Source organism: Butyrivibrio sp. LB2008 (genome assembly GCF_000621565.1).
In the GTDB taxonomy this organism is placed as follows: Bacteria; Bacillota; Clostridia; order Lachnospirales; family Lachnospiraceae; genus Butyrivibrio.
Window position 1 is genome coordinate 199,899 of record NZ_JHXZ01000009.1, and the last position, 21,326, is coordinate 221,224.

Consider the following 21,326-nt stretch of genomic DNA (forward strand, 5'->3'; position numbering starts at 1 on the left):
ACAGTAGAACACAGATAAGTACAATGTAGATGGTGGTATTTATCTGTGTTTTTTAGATTATTTATAGGAAAGATAGAGAGTAATCCCAGATAAAAACAATGTAGATGGCGTTGTTTATCTGGCTGTTCTGACTTTTTTATAGGAAAAATAAGAGAAAATTACAGATAGATGTGATGTATAAGGTGGTATTTATCTGTTTTTTTGAAATCTTATATAGGGAAAATGGTATGAAATCACAGATAATTACAGTATAGAAGGTAGTTTCTATCTGTAGTGTTAGCTTCATACTATACTTTCCATGCGGGACTTCGGTTAGGGGTTATTCGTACGAGCAAGATGATTTTCAAAATTTCTAAAAACGGGATATGCTGACTGTTCTGAACAACGTGAAAGTCAGCATATCCCGTTTTTAGAAATTAATGAAAATCACTGCGCAGACGACCAACCCCTAACCGAAGTCCCGCATGGAAAGTATACATAAAGGCAATACCGTAGATTCTAGCATAGCCCATTGTAAATAAAGGGCTACACCGTAAATTCCGGCATAGCCCTTAGATATTTAGAAGTTTGTTGACCCTCTCTTAATGAGTTCGCCCGAGAAGATGGTCTTCTGCGGCATCTCAGTTTGGTTGAGAGTTCCGATAAGTGTTTTTACAAGCTGAACGCACATATCTTCAAGACGATTGTCGATAGAAGAGATGTTTGGCTCTGAACAGTGTGCAAGAATAGAATTGTTGTAACCTACAATCTGCAATTCGCTTGGAACATCTATCTTGTTTGCTTTCGCAAAATTCATAGCGCCCACCGCAAGGAAATCCTCACTTGTAACTATTCCGTCAAATTTGAGCCCGCTCTTGTAGAGCCTGTCGACGAAATCTCTGACTCCGTCGATGTCTTCGCGGCTACCTGAAAAGCACTGCTGATATTCTTTTCTGAGAGGAATATCGTGTGTTAAAAGTGCATTCTGGAATCCTGCGAGCTTTTTGAGTCCGGAATAAGTTGTGCTGTTGTAGAGATATAGAATATTCTTTATTCCTGCATCGAGCATGCATTCCGTAGCATCCTGAGTTGCCTTGTAGTCATCACACAGTGTGCAATATACGTTGGGGCAGTCAAAGTCTGCGTTAAGGAGCATGATAGGTACTGAAGCAGCGCCTTCAACAACATATTGGTTGTCCTCAGCATTGTTCATGATGAAGTTGGAACCGACCATTATTACGCTGTCTACATGCTGAGAGAGAAGGAGATTAAGGCATTTTTTACGGGAAGGTATCTCGTAGCCTGTGCAGCACAATACTGAATTGTAGCCGCTTTCTCTGAGGTTCTGCTCAATGTAGTAAATTGCCTTTGCGAGATACAGATCGGATGCATCGGCACAAAGAATACCAACAGTCTTCATTGAATTGAGACCGAGTCCTCTTGCGAACGCATTTGGTTTGTATCCGCATTGTTCAATTATATCCAATACCTTTTTACGGGTGCGGGGCTTTACGTTGGAGCTTCCGTTAAGTACACGGGAGACTGTAGCGATTGAAACTCCGGCTTTTTTGGATATGTCGTAAATAGTCATTTGGTTGCTCATACTTATCTCGTTTCTAAAGGAAATTTGAAGTATCTTACTGCATTGTTATATGAAATGTCAGCGGCAATCTGACCGAGTGTATCAATACACTCTTCAGGATACTCACCGTTTTCAACAAGTGAACCAAGGAAGTTGCAAAGGATTCTGCGGAAGTACTCATGTCTTGTGTAAGAAGTAAAGCTTCTTGAGTCTGTGAGCATTCCTACGAAGCCTGAAAGGTTACTTGATTCTGCAACTGCCTTAAGGTGCTGTTCCATGCCAAGCTTTGTATCATTGAACCACCAAGCGCTTCCCTGCTGGATCTTAGCTACTGTAGGAGCCTGATTGAAGCAGTTGAGCATAGTGTTAATGATCATAAGGTCATTAGGGTTAAGGCTGTAGATGATTGTCTTGGGAAGAGCATCCTTTGAGTTGAGCGCATCAAGGAAGTCAGCAAGCTCGCCCATAGGATAATAAGCGTCAATTGCATCAAATCCTGTGTCGGGACCAATCTTTGCATACATAGCCTTGTTGTTGTCACGCTTGCATCCGAAGTGAAGCTGGATAACCCAATCTCTCTTTGCGCATTCCTCACCCTCGAAGAGCATGAATGCTGTCTGGTACTGAAGATACTCTTCATAAGTAACTTCTTCGCCGTTCATCCTTTTAGCGAAGATTTCTTCAATCTTTTCTTCAGGAACAGGCTTGTACATAACATACTCAAGAGCGAAGTCGGCAACATTGCATCCCTTCTGCTCGAAGTAATCGTGTCTAACCTTAAGAGCCTCTTTTAAAGCCTTGAATGAATCAATCTTAACACCGCTTACTTCAGATAACTGATTGATATATGAAGCGAATTCGGGCTTGATGATATTCTTGGCTTTGTCGGGACGCCAAGCGGGAAGAACCTTAACATCAAATGATTCATCTGCTTTAATCATATCATGCCATTCAAGTGTATCAACAGGATCGTCTGTTGTACAGATGAGAGTTACATTTGACATCTTGATAAGCTTTCTTGCGCCCATATCGGGAGCCTGTAATACCTTATTGCAGATATCGTAAACTTCCTCAGCTGTTTTCTCGTTCAGGACTCCATCATATCCAAAATATTTCTTGAGCTCAAGATGTGCCCAGTGGAAGATGGGATGTCCCACAGATTTTCCGAGACATTTTGCAAAAGCAAGGAATTTCTCTTTGTCAGAAGCATCACCTGTTATATATTTCTCTTCGATACCGAAAGATCTCATGAGACGCCATTTGTAGTGGTCTCCGCCGAGCCATACCTGTGTGATGTTATCAAAATGCTTGTCTTCAGCAATCTCTCTGGGATTGATGTGGCAGTGATAGTCAAGTACGGGAACTTTCGCTGCGTAATCATGGTAAAGAGTTTTGGCAGTTTCGCTCTGTAAGAGGAAATCTTTGTCCATAAATTTCTTCATTAAGTCATACCCTCCATTATAAACGTTGATTAATAAATATTTACATAATAATTATGTAAGCATTTTCATATTTTTCAAAAGTATTATACAAGAGCAGTATATTAAATACAATAGCAAAAATTGATTGACGGGCTGTCATAATGAATATATGATTGAAATGTAAATGCTTACATTTGTTATGAGGGTGATAAGAGGTAGGAAATGAATAAATATTTACAGATCAATGAGAATGATAATGTTGTAGTATGTCTGGGAGCGATTGAATCGGGGGACGAGATCGCTCTTTCAGACGGGACGGTCATCACTGCGCTTGACAGTATACCTGCCGGACATAAGATGGCAGTTAAGAGTATTGAAAAAGGTCATGAAGTGATCAAATATGGGTATCCCATAGGCAGAGTCACTGAGGATGTAAAGCCCGGAAACTGGGTACATACGCACAATACCGAGACCAAATTAAAAGGAGTTCTCCAATATGAGTACAAGCCCGATCTTGATGATATTTCAGATAAGATCAAGAAGATGGGAAAAGATAAGAACTCTTTCAACGGATATGTGCGAGAAGACGGAAGAGTCGGGATCAGGAATGAAATCTGGATAATTCCTACAGTCGGCTGCGTCAATAATATTGTCACGGCGCTTGCCAAAGAAGGAAATCACATGATAAAGGGAAGCATCGACGAGGTAATTGCTTTCACTCATAATTACGGATGCTCCCAGACTGGAGACGATCAGGAGTATACAAGAAAAATTCTCGCCGATCTTATAAAGCATCCAAACGCCGGAGGAGTTCTGGTTGTGGGACTTGGATGTGAGAATAGTAATATTGATGTTTTGAAGCCGTATCTTGAAAGTTTTGATGAGAAGAGAATCAAGTTTCTTGTCTGTCAGGAGTCCGATGATGAGATGGAGGACGGTATAAAGCTTCTTGGCGAGCTCATCGATGAGGCTTCGGGTGACAGAAGAGAAAGAGTCAGCACTTCGAAGCTTGTTATCGGACTTAAGTGCGGCGGAAGCGACGGATTTTCGGGTATCACAGCCAATCCGCTTGTCGGCCGTATCTCCGATATGTTGATAAAGCAGGGTGGAACGTCTATTCTTACTGAGGTTCCTGAGATGTTCGGCGCTGAGACTATTCTTATGAACAGGTGTAAAGATAAGAATACTTTTTATGATACCGTGAATATGATAAACGGGTTTAAAAAGTATTTCGAGAAGCAGGGCGAACCTATATATGAGAATCCTTCACCAGGAAATAAAGCGGGCGGTATAACCACGCTTGAAGATAAATCGCTTGGATGCACTCAGAAATCGGGAAGTTTTCCTGTTATGAAGGTCCTTGAATACGGAGATACAACTGATACGACAGGTCTCAATCTTCTCTGTGCGCCGGGAAACGATCTTTGCGCCGCGACAGCGCTTGCTTCTGCAGGTGCGCAGATAGTTCTTTTCACAACGGGAAGAGGAACGCCGTTTGCATGTCCTGTGCCAACTTTGAAGATTTCAAGCAATAACAGGATAAAAGATAAGAAGAATAACTGGATAGATTTTTCTGCGGGTGATGTTCTTGAGGGGAAAAGCTTTGATGCACTTGCGGATGAGCTGTTTGAGTTTATTTTGATGACGGCGTGCGGAGAGAAGCTTAAAAGTGAAATAGCCGGCTTCCACGATATGGCTATATGGAAGCGCGGCGTAACGCTTTGATAAATATTATTTGTTTAGATATTCAATCTGGTCTGTGAGTTCATGAGGAACTTGCAGACCTTCTTTTTTTAGCCTGAATTCAAGGTTTTGAAGCGGTTTGGCGATATTTGCATTATGCGCTACGAGGTGATTTATGAGTTCCTTGTACTGAGGATTGTCATATACAGCCTCGCGGTATTTTTTTGAAAAAGGACAGGTGTTAAACAAAATCTCGCGGGTTACTTTGTTTAGTCGCAGTGAGCCGTTGGCCTCATATTTTAGATATGCAAGGTAATCGGCAATAAAGATGCTCTTGTAATTGTTGTTGTATTTCTTAAGGTCAAGCCTGAGCTTGTCCTTTTGCTCGGCGGAAAGAGCCGCATTCTTTTTGAAAAATTGCAGATAGTCGCAGTATAGAGATGTGAGCGACGGATCCGTAACATCATTCCAATGAACGCCTTGCTCCGTCTTGCACATTTCCCATCTGAACTCCCCTAGGAGCTTTATCATGCATGCATCGGTATTTTCAAGGTTGAATATTGAAATAAGCATTCGTGCCTTTGTATTTCTCTTTTTACCTTCGATTTCCTGCCACAAAGAAGCCCTTGTTCCGGCGTTTGGCATAAGGATTATATATGGTTCGACTTCTTCAGCGTAGTAAAACTGTGTAATCCCGATATCAGGGTTTGAATATACAGCTTCTCTGCAAAAAACACCGAAGTCGATACTTTTGATCTTCTCAATGTGCTCTTTTATCTTTGGTGCGGTCATGTATGCGAGATTGAGCGGTCTTATAACATTCATGGAATCAAATACGGGTACAAATGAAGAGATTCTTCCGAAAGTCATCCTGTTTCCCAGTGAAAAGAGATTCTGAATCTCGAAATCAAGCCTGCTTTCGGGATTGTTCACCATTGCTTCAATCTGTTCCTGCTTAAGCGAGCCGGTTGCTTTCTGCTCCCGAAGATAGGTTAGCCAGTCCTGATCAAATTCATTTCTTGAAGGCTCTACCTGAAGTTTGTAAATTTTCTTGAGCCATTCAGACAGAAGAAGGATATTTCCTGATGAATCGGGAACATAAGATTTTGCGATATTGCACAGAGTCCCGGTATGCTTTTCGCCTGCAAGCTCTTCGTCTACAAAACCAAACATGAGGAACATCTTAACTTCTATTGGGATATCTTTAGTAGTAAGGCTTTTTAAGAATACTTTTTTATATATTTTGTAAAAAGAATTTGAGATGCTTTTTCTGAGCATTCTTGCTTCATCAGAGGAATCGTAACGACTTTCGCTTGCCTTGAAAAGACTGATCTCTTCCTGAAATTTCGATGAAAGAGCCGACTCGACGCCTGAGTACGTGAGAATAGTAGCCAAAGCGTTATTTATGATTATTTCGCCGTCGCCGTTTTCAGCATTTTCGATGTTCTCAATCTTGGAGTTGATCATTTTCATTGTTGTTGTAAAGTCGGATGTATTTCTCTTGAGCTGCTTTTTGTAAGCGGTAAGGAATTTAAGTGAAACCGCAATGAGTTTTTGATTTCGCTCAGAGATCATGACAGTACCGATAGCTATTTCCTGGCTGAGAGAGTAGAAAGCTTTGTTTAAAACAGCTTCTTTTTCCTTCATGCTCTTTATATATCCGTATTCCCATGCTGCTATCATGTCATTTTTTACAGGCGGAACGATAAGTTCAAGCTTTTCGAATCTTGAAGGTACTTCACCTGCTTTTATGCATAATTCGGGATAAATTGCGTAGTCGGATTTTAGTTTTTTGAATTCCAAAAGAGTGTTATCGTAGAGCTTTTCGTATTCGTGGAATATTTCATATGTTGTATAAGTGGATTGTGAGGCGAGAATAGAAGTGATCTTCTCATTGGCCTTTAGCATGGAGAGAATATCGGCCGGTCCTTCGTATGGATATGTATATATGGATGAATCTTCAATTGCTTCGTAGGTATATTGGTATTCTTTTGTGGGTGATTCGATAAGACCGATTATTCCACCGATATTCAGGTGAAAAGAGGTGAATTGATCGGTCGCTCGGATCTTACCTTTTACCAGTATTTCCAATGTATTGACGGTATCAGTAAGTGCCTTATGCACTATCTGTCCTTTTTGTAGTGTTACAAGTCCCATTAAATTTTCTCCTCAAAAGTGTGTAAGTAATAGTCAGTCGTGTAAGAAAAATAAAGATGTACCTGTATTGCTTAATGTGCTTTCTTTGCACTATTTCTATGTTAACATGATAAAAATGCGGCTGCAATCAGTGAAATGCCGATTTATGCGTTGTTTTTTCACATGATGATAGGTTTAAGACTGAATTCGCCGATGTTTTTGCGGTTACATATAAGATTATATATTTTTGAAGCAGCAAGGTTTTCATTAAACAGCTGTATGGATAGCGGATCCAGAAGCTTCTCGGCGTCTTTTAGCCTGTTCAGCATAGGAATTTCGGAATTCTCACCGATATTTGCAAGAAGAGGAGATGAGCTTTTCTTTTGAGCCAATATCCTGATAAAAGAGGTGAAACCGTCTGTTTTGTACATTTGCATATTATCAGCTCTGATATCGAGAAGGATATGCATGAGACTCCTGCTTATGCGAGTATATGACAAGTCCTTGGATTTAAGAATGTCGCAGAAATCTGAAAATTTTCCGTAGTTGTCCAGTTTTTTGCAGATCTTATTAGAAAGACTTTCATTTACATCCAGAAATTGTGTGAGATTGTTTTTGTTTTGCAGAAGCTTGTAATACAGGAGCTTATCCAAGATTTCTTCTCTGAGATATTCGCCTTTTTGGAGCCTGTCGTTTAATAAATCAAAGGCATCCTCCGGCATTGTGTTTTTTACGGTACAGGGAAGTGACGGATTTCCTGCTTCTGTTTTTATAATACTTTTTCTGATCGCGGTTGCGGAAGAGTAATTAGAAATGTTCTCCGAGTGGTAATTTTCACCAATCCTTTTTATGAGAACGGGTGAGAGTTTACTGTCTGTTTTTTGGAGAGCGCGCAGATACTCGATTGCAAGGATACTGTTCGGTAATGTAAGCGCTTTTTTGATCTCGTCTTTTTTGTCAGAATCATATAGTGAAGATTTAGAAGCGCAAAGCTCGGATATCACTGCATTTTCACGTGATGCGGCGTAGCTTGAGCCGTTTTTTGTATTTTCTTTTATATTGCGTTTAAAAGAATCTGATTCTTCATTCAGAGTAGTCGCAATATCGGAAAGAATATAAAGATTTTCTGATTCACTTCCAAAGCAAAGATAATCGACTGCACCAAGTTTGTTTAAAAGAGAAACGGCGCCACCTGCAAAGTACTCGGCGCTTCCCAGACTATAGTAGGACGGAAGCTCCAGAACAAGGTCTGCGCCTGAATTTAATGCGGATATTGCTCTTGTGAATTTATCTGTCACTGCGGGAAATCCGCGTTGCACAAAATCACCGCTCATGACCACTATACAGTAGTCTGCGCCGGTTCTTTTTTTGCTCTCTTCTATGAGATATTTGTGTCCGTTATGGAACGGATTGAATTCGGCAATGATTCCTACAGTTTTCATCTTGGTGTAAACGCTTTCAAATTTTTTTAATTTTTGTACATTTTTTCTCTTGTTCTAGAATTATAATATAAGTATCATTATCAAGGAAGTATCATAATAATTTTAATACATTCGAAAAGAGGCAATTTGATATGAAAATTTTAGTAATTAACTGTGGAAGCTCTTCACTTAAATTTCAGCTTATCGACTCTGACAGTGAGCAGGTTATCTGCAAAGGTCTTTGCGAGAGAATTGGTATCGACGGAAGCAGAATAGTATATACTCCCGCCGAAAAAGATAAGATCACGATCGAAACTCCCATGCCTGACCATAACAAGGCTATTGAACTTGTTATCGAGGCACTTACAAATAAAGAGAACGGAGTTGTATCGCTTGATGAGATCGGCGCTGTAGGACATCGTATCGTTCATGGCGGCGAGAAGTTTACAGAGTCTGTTGTTATAAATGACGAAGTTATTAAGGCCATCGAGGATGTGAGCGACCTTGCTCCTTTGCACAATCCTGCAAATCTTATCGGAATCAAGGCTTGTCAGAAGGCAATGCCCGGCGTACCTATGGTTGCGGTATTTGATACAGCTTTCCATCAGACAATGCCTGAGAACGCTTATCTTTATGGCCTTCACTATTCATATTACGAGAAGTACGGAATCAGAAGATACGGATTCCACGGAACAAGCCATTCTTACGTAAGCAAGAGAGCTGCCGAGATTCTTGGAAAAGACATCAAAGATCTTAAGCTCATCGTTTGCCACCTCGGAAACGGTGCTTCAATTTCTGCTGTAAAGGACGGCAAGTGCATCGACACATCTATGGGGCTTACTCCTCTTGAGGGACTTATCATGGGAACAAGAACAGGAGATATCGATCCTTCTGTTGTAGAGTTCATCATGAAAAAAGAGAATCTCTCTGTTGCTGAGGTGACAAATGTTCTTAATAAGAAGTCAGGTGTGTTCGGACTTTCAAACGAACTTTCATCTGATTTCAGGGATCTTGAGGATGGGTATCTTGCAGGAAATGAAGGCGCAAAGCGTGCGGTTGACACATTTGCTTACAGAGTTGTTAAATACATCGGTGCTTATACAGCGGCTATGGGCGGCGTAGATGCAATATGCTTTACAGCCGGAGTTGGAGAGAACAGCGGATTTACACGTAAGAAGATAATCGACGGTCTTGGATTTATCGGAGCATCCTTAAATGAAGAGGCTAATGCTGTGCGCGGCAAGGAGGAAATCATCTCCAATCCCGACAGTAAGGTTACACTTATGGTTGTTCCTACAAACGAAGAGCTTGCAATTGCTCGTGACACATATGCTCTTTGCAAATAATTGTTTTTGACATTTGTTGAATGAGCCGGCCAAACAGCCGGCTCAAATCTTATTTCTTTAAGGCTTTTATGTTAGATAATACATTTTTATACAATATTTAAAAAAAATAGAGTAAAAAGGTTGCAATCTTTTTTCTTATGCCTATAATTGTCTCTGTGCTTATGTTGGCGGCAAAATTTTTGCGCTTAATATATGAGCTCCGAATGGAGGGCTCTACGGGCATGAATGATATTATGTTCCGAAAGCGCAATTTTGGAAATTACAACTTTGCCTGAAACAGTGAAGAATATGTATATAAATGCATGTATTCACTGAATCTGATTTTAAGCTTCTTGATCTGTGACTTTGAAATACTACCGAAATCTATGTGCTTTTTTCTTAGAAAAGTGATTAAAGGATTCGGAAAAGATACGCAGGGTGCTGAATTTTGCACAGCGTACTCACAGACTCTTCTGGTAAGATCGGGATGTCTTGGAAATGTGGGGCCTCTCCAGTTGTTTTTCTTATACTGTCTGTTATTTCTTTGGCTATTTTTAAGCTAAGATACAAAACTATTATAAAAACGGGCCCGTTGCCGGCATGGAGATGGTGAACTGGGTGTAAGGGGCACCGGTTTGGATATTTTCTATATTGAGAGGGAACTAAATTATGAAAGAACTGAACTCATGCAAAGAGGCTATGGCTGAATGCATCGAGAAGAAATATTTCTCGATCGCGCATCTGTACAAGGATGAGAAGGCTATGGCTATGCATATTCACGATTGTTACGAGGTGTATTATTCAATATCAGGCGGGAAGCAGTTTCTGATTGATAACAAGGTTTATGACATTGCTCCCGGTGATATTTTTCTTATAAGTCAGTATGATTCGCATTATCTGACACAGATTGATCAGGAACTTCACGAGCGTATTGTTATAATGATCGATCCGGAATTTATGAAGAGCGTTTCGAGCGAAGAGACCAATCTGAATAAGTGTTTCGAGAACAGGGGAGAAGATTTTTCTCACAAGATAAGTCTGAATCAGGAGCAGCAGAAAAGATTTTTATATTTTATAAACAAGATACTTTCAAGTAACGGCTATGGTCATGATCTACTGGAGAAGACTACATTTATAGAGCTGTTTTTGATGATAAATAAGATATTGCTCGACAAGGACGGAGATAAGGCTACAGAGGAGATTGCTACATATAATGAGCAGGTTGATGCAATCCTTTCGTATCTCAACAGCAATATTCAGAATCCGGTGAGCATAGGCGATCTTGCAAAGCATTTCTATATAAGTGAGTCCTATATCTGCAGAATATTTAAGTCTGCGACCGGAACAACCATAAATAAATATATGACAGCCAGAAGAATATCAATAGCGAAGTCTTTACTGGCTGAGGGAAAAGGCGTAAGTGAAGTCTGCGAGGAGTGCGGTTTCTCGGATTACAGCAACTTCCTCAAAGCGTTTACCAAGTCGGTTGGTATTTCGCCAAAGAAATATTCGCAGAACTGCTACAGATAGTGCGGAAAAAACTGTTGACAAATGGAAAAGCTATGAGTATACTACATAGGTATGCTAATGAATAAACGTAAACAATTGCCTTTGTAAACAGGCAGTTTCTTATACGGTTACTGTAAGGAGGTGTTACTCAAATGTCAATCTGCCCTAAGAATAAGTCATCAAAAGGCCATAGAGATCAGAGAAGAGCTAACTGGAAAATGACAGCTCCCACTTTGGTAAAGTGCAGTCATTGTGGAGCTCTTATGCAGCCTCATCAGGTTTGCAAGAAGTGTGGCTACTACAATAAGAAGAGCATTGTTGAGACTGAGGCTTGATATACTTTTGGTATACCCTCATAAAGTCAGAATTTAAAGGCTTTCCGGCTATGTCGGAAAGCCTTGATTTTTGTCAACCACTCTAGTATATTAAAATAAGTTCAATTTAATAGGAGGTCCCGAATATGTCGGAACTTGTACGAGTTGCCGTTGATGCTATGGGTGGAGATAATGCACCTGTTGCAACGGTCAAGGGAGCTGTTGAGGCAGTTGCCGAATCAAAAGCTGTCAAAGTATTTCTTGTCGGTAAAAAAGAAGTTCTCGAAAAAGAACTTTCCGCATACACTTACGATAAAGACAGGATAGAAATCGTTGATGCAACAGAAGTCATAGAGATGGCGGAACCCCCGGTTTTGGCTATCAGGACCAAAAAAGATTCGTCAATAGTTAAGGCGATGTATATGGTCAATCACGGTGAAGCGGATGCATACGTATCTGCAGGAAGCACCGGAGCTACACTTGTTGGCGGACAGGTAATTGTCGGAAGACTTAAGGGGGTTGACAGAGCCCCCCTTGCACCGCTTATCCCTACAGAAAAGGGTAATTCTCTTTTGATCGATTGCGGAGCAAATGTAGATGCGAGAGCAAATCATCTTGTTCAGTTTGCCAAGATGGGAACCGTTTATATGGAGAACATCATGGTAATCAAGAATCCCACCGTTGCGATTGTCAATATCGGAGCGGAAGAGGAGAAGGGAAATGCACTTGTAAAGGAAACATTCCCTCTTTTAAAGAATTGTCCCGATATTAACTTTATCGGAAGTATCGAGGCAAGGGATATTCCTGCCGGCAATGCTGATGTTATTGTCTGTGAAGCATTTACGGGTAATGTGATCCTTAAGATGTATGAGGGTGTTGCCAAATCTCTTGTACATGTTATTAAGAAGGGACTTATGTCCAGTCTTAAGACGAAAATCGGAGCTCTTCTTATTAAGGATGACCTTAAGAAGACACTTGGCAATTACAGCCTTGAAAAGTACGGCGGAGCACCTATGCTTGGACTTAAGGGCCTTGTCGTAAAGACTCACGGAAGTTCAAGTGATATTGAGATCAAGAACTCAATATTACAGTGTGTAACTTTTACAGAGCAAAAGATAAGCGAGAAGATCAGCGCAAAGATTTCACCGCAATAATAACTGTTATTTGAAATTGCTGTAGTTCCGCTAAAAAATTGAGATAAAAAAGCTGCTATGCAGTGGAGGAAAAGTTTTATGGAAGAATTCGAGAAGATGAAAGAAGTTATTGCCAGTGTGCTCAATGTTGATCCTGAAGAGATCAAAATGGAGACAACATTCACAGAGGATCTCGGTGCTGATTCTCTTGATCTTTTTCAGATCATTATGGGACTTGAGGATGAATTTGATGTTCAGATAGATCCCGAAAAGACTGAAAATATCAAAACTGTTGGGGAAGCTGTTGAGCTTTTGAAGGCTGCAATAGAAACTAAGTAATTCTCAATCAATTTTTTGTACTATCTGAGGCAGCATTATAACTGCCTCTTTTCTATTTTTATTCTAAACATTCTTCGAGGTAACTATGTTAACGGAAAACGACATCAGCAGACTGGAACAGATAATCGGTTATACATTCAAGGACAAAGCTCTTATTATCGAGGCTCTTACACACAGTTCTTATGTGAATGAGCACAAGATCAATAAAAAGCATGACTATGAGCGCCTTGAATTTCTTGGTGATGCTATTTTGGAGATGATCTCGAGTGAGTATCTTTTTAAGACATTCCCCGATAAAAAAGAGGGCGAGATGTCCAAGATAAGAGCGGCGCTTGTTTGCGAACCGGCTCTTTATCACGATTCTCTTCAGATAGATTTAAAGAGCTATATTCAGCTTGGAAAAGGTGAAGAGGCAACCGGTGGAAGAAATAAAGAGTCTATTATCGCCGATGTTATGGAAGCTGTTATCGGAGCGCTTTACCTCGACGGAGGTATCGGTGAATCCAAGAAATATATTGATAAATATGTTCTTACAAATTCTGAGTCTTATCAGATGTATAACGACAATAAATCCACTTTGCAAGAGATCGTGCAGAGTTTGAAACTCGGCGGTGTCAGGTATGAAACATGTGGCGAAAGTGGTCCCGAACATGATAAAATGTTCAAGGTTCGTGTTTACGTAGCAGATAAGAATATGGGAGAAGGGACTGGCAGAACCAAGAAGAGTGCCGAACAACAGGCGGCATATCAGGCGGTTCTGGCTTTGAATAAAAAGAAATAATGTATTTAAAAAGTATTGAGATTCATGGTTTTAAATCATTTGCCAATAAAATAAAACTTGATTTTCACAACGGAATTACCGGAATCGTTGGTCCTAACGGATCCGGAAAGAGTAATGTAGCAGATGCCGTAAGATGGGTTCTCGGTGAACAGCGTATCAAGCAGCTTCGAGGCGGATCCATGCAGGATGTAATTTTCTCGGGGACGGAGCTCAGAAAGCCTCTGGGCTACGCTTTTGTTGCCATTACACTTGATAATTCCGATCATTCACTTGCCATAGATTATGATGAAGTAACTGTTTCAAGACGCCTTTATCGTTCGGGTGAGAGTGAATATATGATAAATGGCTCTGCTTGTCGACTCAAGGATGTAAATGAGCTGTTTATGGATACGGGTATCGGTAAAGAGGGATATTCTATCATCGGACAGGGTCAGATTGATCAGATCCTTTCAAGTAAGCCCGAAGATAGAAGAAATCTTTTTGACGAAGCGGCAGGTATCGTTAAGTTTAAGTCGAGAAAAGAGACCGCGGTTAAGAAGCTTGCCGAGGAAAAGATAAATCTTACCAGAATAAGTGATATTCTGGCAGAGCTTGAAAAACAGACAGGACCTCTTGAAAAGCAGTCTGAAAAAGCAAAAGAATATCTGAAATTCAGAGAGAGACTTAAGACACTCGATGTAAATATGTTCCTTGTTGAGAATAAGAATCAAAAGGAACAGCTTGAAGAAGCGGGAAAGAACCTTCTTATTGCTTCGGTGTCACTTACTGAGTCCAAGAATAATTACGAGAAGGCCAAGGAAGAATATGAAAATATCCAGAAGAAGCTTGAAGAACTTGATGCGGAGATAGATGAAGCAAGAGCTAAGATCACGGATTCTTCTGTTAAAAAAGAAAAACTTGAAGGCCAGATCGGAATTCTCAACGAGAAGATAAATTCAGCATCTTCAAATGATGCTCATTTTAAGACAAGAATCAATGATGAGCAGGAAAAGATTGCTGAAAAGAATAAAGAAAAAGAGAAGTATTTACAGAAAAAAGAAGAAATTGACGCAGAAGTTGCGAAGTTTCTTGAGAGCAAGGAAGAGGCAAGAAAAGAACTTGATAAGGTCCTTGCTGAGATAAATGAAATAAACGAGCAGGTTGAAGAGTGCAAGAGCACTATCATCGAAACTCTTAATAAGAGGGCTACGATAAAGTCTAAACTCAGTTCCCTTGATACAATGAAGGAACAGGTCAATATCAGAAAGGCAGAACTTACAGGTAAGCTTGTTCGTGCGCAGTCGGATGAATCCAGACAGGAAGAGACAATAAAGAAATTAAGGGATGAGTTTGACAGGATAACTGCCGAGATTTCAGAAATGAATCAGAAGCAGAAAACTACAGATCAGGAAATAGTTGCGATCCGTGAGGAAATGTCTCGCAAAGATACTGAACTTAGAAAAACTCAGAACTTGTATCAGCAGGAAAAATCAAGACTTGAAGCTCTTGCCAATATCACCGAAAGATACGAGGGATACGGCGGAAGCGTTAAGAAGGTAATGGAGAGAAAAGATTCCGTTACCGGTATCATCGGTGTAGTTGCGGATATTATCAAGACTGAACCTAAGTATGAGACTGCCATTGAAGTGGCGCTTGGCGGTAATATCCAGAATATTGTTACGGATGATGAAGAGACGGCAAAAAAGATGATTGCTTACCTCAAGGAAACCAGAGCGGGAAGAGCAACATTTTTACCTCTTACATCACTTGATAATCCGCCCGAGCTTAAGGCCAAGGAGGCACTCAATGAAGAGGGTGTTCTTGGAATGGCTGATGAACTTGTACAGACAGATCCCAAATATAGAAGTGTAGCTAAAGCTATGCTTGGAAGAATCGTTGCTGTCGACAATATCGACAATGCGGTTAAGATTGCAAGGAAATACAGATACACCGTACGAATGGTAACTCTTGAAGGTGAACTTCTTGTTCCCGGCGGAGCTATCAGTGGTGGTGCTTTTAAGAATAACAGTAATCTCCTCGGAAGACGCCGTGAGATGGATGAGATGGAGCTCAATGTTCAGAAGTACAAAGAACAGATTGATACGCTTCAGGAAGAAATTGACGCGGCAAAGAAAAAGAGAAATGAACTCCGTACACTTTCAGAGGAACTTAGAAATGAACTTCAGGGTAAGTTTATTGCCCAGAATACCGCAAGACTGAATGTCGAGAATGAGGAAGCAAGACAGGAAGAGCAGAAGGGTAACTATAGCGATCTTAAAGCAGAAAATGATGAGATCGAAACAAGAATTGCAGAAATAGAGACAGAGAAAACACAGGCTCTTTCTGCACTTGAAGATTCCGAGAATACAGAGAAAATCTGCACTGAGCTCGTTGAAAAGCATAAGGCTAAGCTTGAAGAGCTCCATGTGATTGAAGAGCGCGAGAATGATGCCGTTTCCGTAAAAGAGATTGAATATGAGAAGAGCCATCAGAAGCAGGAGTTCTATCAGCAGAATGTCGACCGTATAAATGATGATATCGCTACCGAAGAGAAGGCGCTTGCAGAAATCGTGGAATCAATGAACGAGAATGCAAGACTTCTTGAGCAGAACAAGAAAGATATCGAAGAGATCAGACTTACGATCGAGGCATCATTGGATGTTCAGTCGGGCGCTACAAAAGAACTTGAAGAGAAGAAAGAAATCAAGAACAATCTTTCGGAAGCTCAGAAAGAATTCTTTGGTAAAACCGAAGATCTTAATAAACAGATGTCAGATCTTGAGAAGGAAGTTATCAGACTTACTTCCAAGAAGGAAAAATGCGAAGAGTCGATTGAATCTCAGATCAATTATATGTGGAATGAATATGAGATCACATTGTCTGACGCGGCTGAACTTCGCGATGAGGAAATGAATGATGTTCCGGCTATGAGAAGAGAGATACACTCTTTGAAAGATTCGATCAGGAAACTCGGCGATGTCAATGTAAATGCCATTGAGGATTACAAGAACCTCATGGAGAGATATACATTTATGAAGAATCAGCATGATGATCTTATTGAAGCGGAAAAGCAACTCAAGGAGATTATCAATGACCTTGATGAATCCATGAGAAAGCAGTTCATGGAACAGTTCAAGCTCATCAATACTGAGTTTGATAAGGTATTTAAGGAAATGTTCGGCGGTGGTAAGGGAACGCTTGAACTTGCTGAAGATGAGGATATTCTTGAAGCAGGAATAAAGATCAACGCTCAGCCGCCAGGAAAGAAGCTGGTCAACATGATGCAGATGTCCGGTGGAGAAAAAGCGCTTACAGCCATTGCACTTCTTTTCGCGATTCAGAACCTCAAACCTTCACCGTTCTGTCTTCTTGACGAGATTGAAGCGGCGCTTGATGAGAATAACGTTGTACGTTTTGCAAGATATTTGCACAAACTTTGCAATACACAGTTCATTGTAATTACGCACCGTCGTGGTACAATGGAAAGTGCCGACAGACTTTACGGTATAACGATGCAAGAAAAAGGCGTATCAACACTTGTAAGCGTAAATCTTATTGATAAGGAGCTCAGTAACTGATGGCTGGTGGATTTTTTGCAAAATTACAACAAGGCTTGTCGAAAACAAGAGAAAATATCGCTAAGGGCATAGATAATGTCTTTAACGGATTTTCAAATATAGACGATGATTTTTATGAGGAGCTTGAAGAAACTCTCATTATGGGAGATATCGGTATCGATGCTACAAGCAGTATCATTGATAATCTGCGCAAGCAGGTAAAGGAAAAGCATATTTCCGATCCTGCCGAGTGCAAGAAACTCCTTGTGGAAAATATCAGAGAGCAGATGAGGACGGGCGATGAAGCCTATGATTTCGAAGATAAGAAGACTGTTATCTTTGTTATAGGTGTCAATGGCGTAGGAAAGACAACATCTGTAGGCAAACTCGCCGCTATATACAAGAATAAGGGCAAAAAAGTTCTGATTGCAGCTGCCGATACATACAGAGCCGCAGCTACAGAGCAGCTCAAAGAATGGGCTGACAGAGCCGGAACACCTATTATCTGCGGAAAAGAAGGCGGAGATCCGGGAAGCGTTATTTATGATGCCGCTTTTGCCTTTAAATCAAGAGATTGTGATATTCTTATAGTTGATACGGCGGGAAGACTTCACAATAAGAAGAATCTTATGGATGAACTTTCCAAGATGAACAGGATCCTTGATAAGGAACTTGGAGAAGTTTGCAGAGAGAACTTCATTGTTCTTGACGGAACTACAGGTCAAAACGCTATAATGCAGGCTAGGGAATTCGGCGAAGCCGCAGACCTTACCGGTATTATACTTACCAAGCTCGATGGCACCGCAAAAGGCGGAATCGCAGTTGCTATAGTTTCCGAACTTAATATCCCGGTAAAATATATCGGTGTCGGAGAAGCTATAGACGACCTGGAGAGATTTGACTCCGATCAGTTTGTGGATGCTTTATTTTCATGATTAATATGTTGGGAGAATGGGAGATAAGAAATGGCTGAAGAATCTATAATGACATTGGACAAATTTGAAGAAGCATATGAGGCTGTGAAGAAGGTTACACTTGAGACCAAGCTTATTTACAGTGATTACTGGAGCAACAGCACCGGTAACAAGGTTTATCTCAAGCCTGAAAATCTTCAGAGAACAGGTGCATATAAGGTGAGAGGTGCATATTACAAGATCACTACTCTTTCCGATGAAGAGAGAAAGAAAGGTCTTATAACCGCTTCTGCCGGAAATCATGCGCAGGGTGTTGCTTATGCAGCAAAGTGTTACGGTGTAAAGGCTACTATCGTAATGCCTACTTCAACTCCTCTTATAAAAGTGAACAGAACAAAGGCTCTCGGAGCAGAAGTTGTTCTTCACGGAAATGTATATGATGAAGCTTATGAGCATGCATGTAAGCTCGCTAAAGAGAATGGATATACAATGGTTCATCCTTTTGACGATCTTGATGTTGCAACAGGTCAGGGAACCATTGCAATGGAGATTATCAAGGAGCTTCCTACTGTAGATTACATCCTTGTTCCGATCGGTGGAGGCGGACTTGCAACAGGTGTTTCCACATTGGCTAAACTTCTTAATCCTAAGATTAAAGTTATAGGTGTAGAGCCTGCGGGAGCTAATTGCATGCAGGAATCGATAAAGGCAGGACATGTTGTTACACTTCCAGGTGTAAATACAATTGCCGACGGTACTGCGGTTAAGACTCCCGGAGAAAAAATCTTCCCTTATCTTACCAAGAATATAGATGACATCATCACTGTGCCCGATGAAGATCTTGTGGTTTCATTCCTTGATATGGTTGAGAACCATAAGATGGTAGTTGAGAATTCGGGACTTTTGTCCGTTGCCGCTCTTAAGCAGCTTGATTGCAAGGACAAGAAAGTTGCCTGCGTACTTTCTGGCGGAAACATGGATATCATAACGATGTCTTCCGTTGTACAGCAGGGTCTCATAATGAGAGACAGAATATTTACCGTTTCGGTGCTTCTTCCCGACAAGCCGGGTGAACTTTCAAGAGTTTCCGGTATAATCGCCGAAGTAAACGGAAACGTTATCAAATTGGAGCACAACCAGTTCGTTTCAATCAACAGAAATGCTGCTGTTGAGCTTCGAATCACGCTTGAAGCGTTCGGAAGCGAGCATAAAGAACAGATTTTGAATGCTCTGACCGAAAAAGGTTTCAAACCTAAAATTGTAAGGACAAATATATAAGAAAATGAGTAAAAAAATTAGTGCAAAAAGAAGGTGCATTGAGTATCTGATAATAACCTTTGCGGCTTTGCTTTATGGAGTAGGAACAAGTATGCTTATCGATCCCAACGATATAGCACCGGGAGGTCTTACGGGACTTGCCATTGTTCTTAACAGAGTTGTGGGAATCGGAACAGGCCTTTGGTTCTGGCTTATGAACATTCCAATCTTGATACTGGCAATCTGGAAATTTGGTATCAGATTTACGGTTTCGACTATTTACGCAACGACGATGATATCTTTTTTCACCGACCTGTGCACTAGATTTTTCTCGGATTATGTTATCCGGGATAAAATACTTGGTGTTACATTTGGAAGCGCATTGTCAGCCATAGCTATCGGCCTTGTTTTCAAATGTCATGCCACAAGCGGAGGAACTGATGTAATAATTAAGATCCTCAGGCTGAAATATCCGCATATAAAGACAGGTGTTTTGTATATTCTGACAGATATAGGAGTTTTGTTCGTTGCTGCGATCGTATTCAATGATATTGCGGCTGCGATGTATTCTTTCCTTTCTGTTATGATCACATCTTTTATCCTTGATATAGTGCTTTACGGAAGAGACGGGGCGAAGCTCATTTATATTATTTCAGACAACCCTGATGCAATTACAGACAGGTTGTTGAAAGAGCTTGATATAGGTGCAACGCACGTGTTTGGACAGGGCGCTTACAGCGGAGAAAAGAAAAAAGTAATAATGTGTGCCGTAAAAAAGAGGCTTTCACCTTTGGCGGAAGATGTTGTCAGAGATGAAGATCCAAATGCATTCATGATCGTAACGAGTGCGAGCGAGATTTTCGGAGAAGGCTATAAGAGCTATTTTGATGAGAGAATGTAGAGTATATGAGTAATAACCTTCCGGATTCAAGAGAAAAAAGAGGTGCCAGCAGCGCCCGCAATACGTTATCCATTATTTTTATGAGCCTTGTCGCTATCATGGCGCTCAGTTTCAGCGTTGTTCTTCTTATTAAGAACGCTTCTCTTCAGAGAGAAACGGACGCTGTGAGAAGCGAATTGAATACCATGGACAAGGAGCATTTTTACACCGAGGCAGAGATGGGAAGCCGCATTGAAGAGGCGAGAATAGAAGCCGGTGAGAAAGCGGACAGAGCCCTTCGCGAAGATATCAAGAAGAGACTTGAGGACGGCGAAGGTGCCAATTCGATAATCAAATCCCTTTATCCCAATCAGCTTGTTGTGTCCAAGAGCGGAAGATACTACTTTATCCCTATAAGCAATAAGATCAAACATCACGATTTCGGACCGAATGATTTTGAGATGGATGAAAAAGGCTTTCTTAAGTACGTTGGCGAGAAGAAGGACTTTAAGTTCAAGCAGGGAGTCGATGTATCCAGGTTCCAGGGCGAGATTGACTGGAGCAAGGTTAAAGAAGACGGAATTGAATTTGCTATCATAAGAGCGGGATACAGAGGAATAACCGAAGGTAAAGTCATTGCCGATGAGACTTTTGAGGATAATATAAAAGGTGCCATCGAGAACGGCATTGATGTCGGTGTTTACTTCTATTCACAGGCAATCAACAAAGAAGAGGCACTTGAAGAGGCCAACAGTGTTATCGAGATGATAGAGCCTTACAAGATCACTTATCCTGTTGTTATTGATATCGAATCTGCGGATTCCGATAATGCCAGAACTTTGAATCTTACTTCAAAAGAATATGAAGAAGTTGCGAATGTTTTCTGTGACAGGGTAGAAGAGGCTGGATATAAGTCAATGGTTTACGGCAATCTTTTGTCATTTACGCTTCTTATGAATGCTGAGAATGTAGATAACAGAGATATATGGTTCGCACAGTACAATCCTTCTCTTTATTATCCTTATCACTTTGATATCTGGCAGTATACATCGGCCGGAAAAGTTGCGGGAATCGAGAAGAGCGTTGACCTTAACATTTGTATTACCGAGTATTGAA

At 40.8% G+C, this 21,326-nt stretch carries 16 protein-coding genes; 12 read left to right on the forward strand and 4 right to left on the reverse strand.

What is annotated here, in order from left to right; all coding sequences use genetic code 11:
• Positions 1 to 559 precede the first annotated feature (559 nt).
• Together T356_RS0100885 and uxaC are read right to left on the reverse strand one after the other, a co-directional pair.
• Entirely contained in the window at positions 560 to 1,582 is a 1,023-nt protein-coding gene (locus T356_RS0100885) for a LacI family DNA-binding transcriptional regulator (RefSeq protein ID WP_242846533.1), read from the reverse strand.
• A gap of 2 nt (positions 1,583 to 1,584) precedes the next feature.
• The gene (gene uxaC / locus T356_RS0100890; protein ID WP_026512856.1) at positions 1,585 to 3,003 is read right to left on the reverse strand and encodes a glucuronate isomerase; all 1,419 of its coding nucleotides are present in this window, start codon (positions 3,001 to 3,003) and stop codon (positions 1,585 to 1,587) included.
• Between the two features lie 201 nt (positions 3,004 to 3,204).
• Here uxaC and T356_RS0100895 point away from each other — a divergent pair, with 201 nt between their 5' ends.
• The gene (locus tag T356_RS0100895; protein ID WP_026512857.1) at positions 3,205 to 4,707 is read left to right on the forward strand and encodes a UxaA family hydrolase; all 1,503 of its coding nucleotides are present in this window, start codon (positions 3,205 to 3,207) and stop codon (positions 4,705 to 4,707) included.
• Between the two features lie 6 nt (positions 4,708 to 4,713).
• Here T356_RS0100895 and T356_RS0100900 read toward each other — a convergent pair whose 3' ends face one another.
• On the reverse strand, positions 4,714 to 6,822 hold the full coding sequence (locus tag T356_RS0100900) for a hypothetical protein (RefSeq protein WP_026512858.1): 2,109 nt from the start codon (positions 6,820 to 6,822) through the stop codon (positions 4,714 to 4,716).
• A 158-nt stretch (positions 6,823 to 6,980) separates the two neighbouring features.
• Positions 6,981 to 8,243: a tRNA(Met) cytidine acetate ligase gene (locus T356_RS17940; protein ID WP_051563057.1), complete on the reverse strand. Its 1,263-nt coding sequence runs from the start codon at positions 8,241 to 8,243 to the stop codon at positions 6,981 to 6,983.
• Between the two features lie 131 nt (positions 8,244 to 8,374).
• Here T356_RS17940 and T356_RS0100910 point away from each other — a divergent pair, with 131 nt between their 5' ends.
• The 11 genes from T356_RS0100910 to T356_RS20025 all read left to right on the forward strand — a co-directional run bounded on the left by T356_RS0100910 (position 8,375) and on the right by T356_RS20025 (position 21,325).
• Positions 8,375 to 9,568 carry an acetate/propionate family kinase gene (locus T356_RS0100910; RefSeq protein WP_026512859.1) on the forward strand — a complete coding sequence of 398 codons (1,194 nt, stop codon included), beginning with the start codon at positions 8,375 to 8,377 and terminating at the stop codon, positions 9,566 to 9,568.
• A gap of 648 nt (positions 9,569 to 10,216) precedes the next feature.
• Positions 10,217 to 11,077 carry a helix-turn-helix domain-containing protein gene (locus tag T356_RS0100915; RefSeq protein WP_026512860.1) on the forward strand — a complete coding sequence of 287 codons (861 nt, stop codon included), beginning with the start codon at positions 10,217 to 10,219 and terminating at the stop codon, positions 11,075 to 11,077.
• A gap of 131 nt (positions 11,078 to 11,208) precedes the next feature.
• Positions 11,209 to 11,391 (forward strand): 50S ribosomal protein L32, encoded by a 183-nt coding sequence (gene rpmF, locus T356_RS0100920; RefSeq protein ID WP_026512861.1) that lies wholly within the window; start codon positions 11,209 to 11,211, stop codon positions 11,389 to 11,391.
• 125 nt (positions 11,392 to 11,516) lie between these two features.
• Positions 11,517 to 12,524, forward strand: coding sequence for a phosphate acyltransferase PlsX (plsX, locus tag T356_RS0100925; protein WP_026512862.1), 1,008 nt, complete (start codon positions 11,517 to 11,519; stop codon positions 12,522 to 12,524).
• Positions 12,525 to 12,602: 78 nt separating this feature from the next.
• Positions 12,603 to 12,842 carry an acyl carrier protein gene (gene acpP, locus T356_RS0100930; protein ID WP_035780079.1) on the forward strand — a complete coding sequence of 80 codons (240 nt, stop codon included), beginning with the start codon at positions 12,603 to 12,605 and terminating at the stop codon, positions 12,840 to 12,842.
• Between the two features lie 85 nt (positions 12,843 to 12,927).
• Positions 12,928 to 13,623: a ribonuclease III gene (gene rnc / locus T356_RS0100935; protein ID WP_197020862.1), complete on the forward strand. Its 696-nt coding sequence runs from the start codon at positions 12,928 to 12,930 to the stop codon at positions 13,621 to 13,623.
• Entirely contained in the window at positions 13,623 to 17,180 is a 3,558-nt protein-coding gene (gene smc / locus T356_RS0100940; RefSeq protein WP_026512865.1) for a chromosome segregation protein SMC, read from the forward strand. Before rnc ends, smc begins: the two co-directional genes overlap by 1 nt.
• Positions 17,180 to 18,094 carry a signal recognition particle-docking protein FtsY gene (gene ftsY / locus T356_RS0100945; RefSeq protein ID WP_026512866.1) on the forward strand — a complete coding sequence of 305 codons (915 nt, stop codon included), beginning with the start codon at positions 17,180 to 17,182 and terminating at the stop codon, positions 18,092 to 18,094. The genes smc and ftsY overlap by 1 nt, the downstream gene beginning before the upstream one ends.
• A 30-nt stretch (positions 18,095 to 18,124) precedes the next feature.
• Positions 18,125 to 19,351, forward strand: a complete 1,227-nt coding sequence (ilvA, locus tag T356_RS0100950; RefSeq protein WP_197020863.1) for a threonine ammonia-lyase — start codon at positions 18,125 to 18,127, stop codon at positions 19,349 to 19,351.
• A gap of 4 nt (positions 19,352 to 19,355) precedes the next feature.
• Positions 19,356 to 20,231 (forward strand): YitT family protein, encoded by an 876-nt coding sequence (locus T356_RS0100955; RefSeq protein WP_035780083.1) that lies wholly within the window; start codon positions 19,356 to 19,358, stop codon positions 20,229 to 20,231.
• Between the two features lie 5 nt (positions 20,232 to 20,236).
• A complete protein-coding gene (locus tag T356_RS20025) occupies positions 20,237 to 21,325 on the forward strand; it encodes a glycoside hydrolase family 25 protein (protein ID WP_051563058.1) in 1,089 nt (362 codons plus the stop codon).
• Position 21,326: the final 1 nt, after the last annotated feature.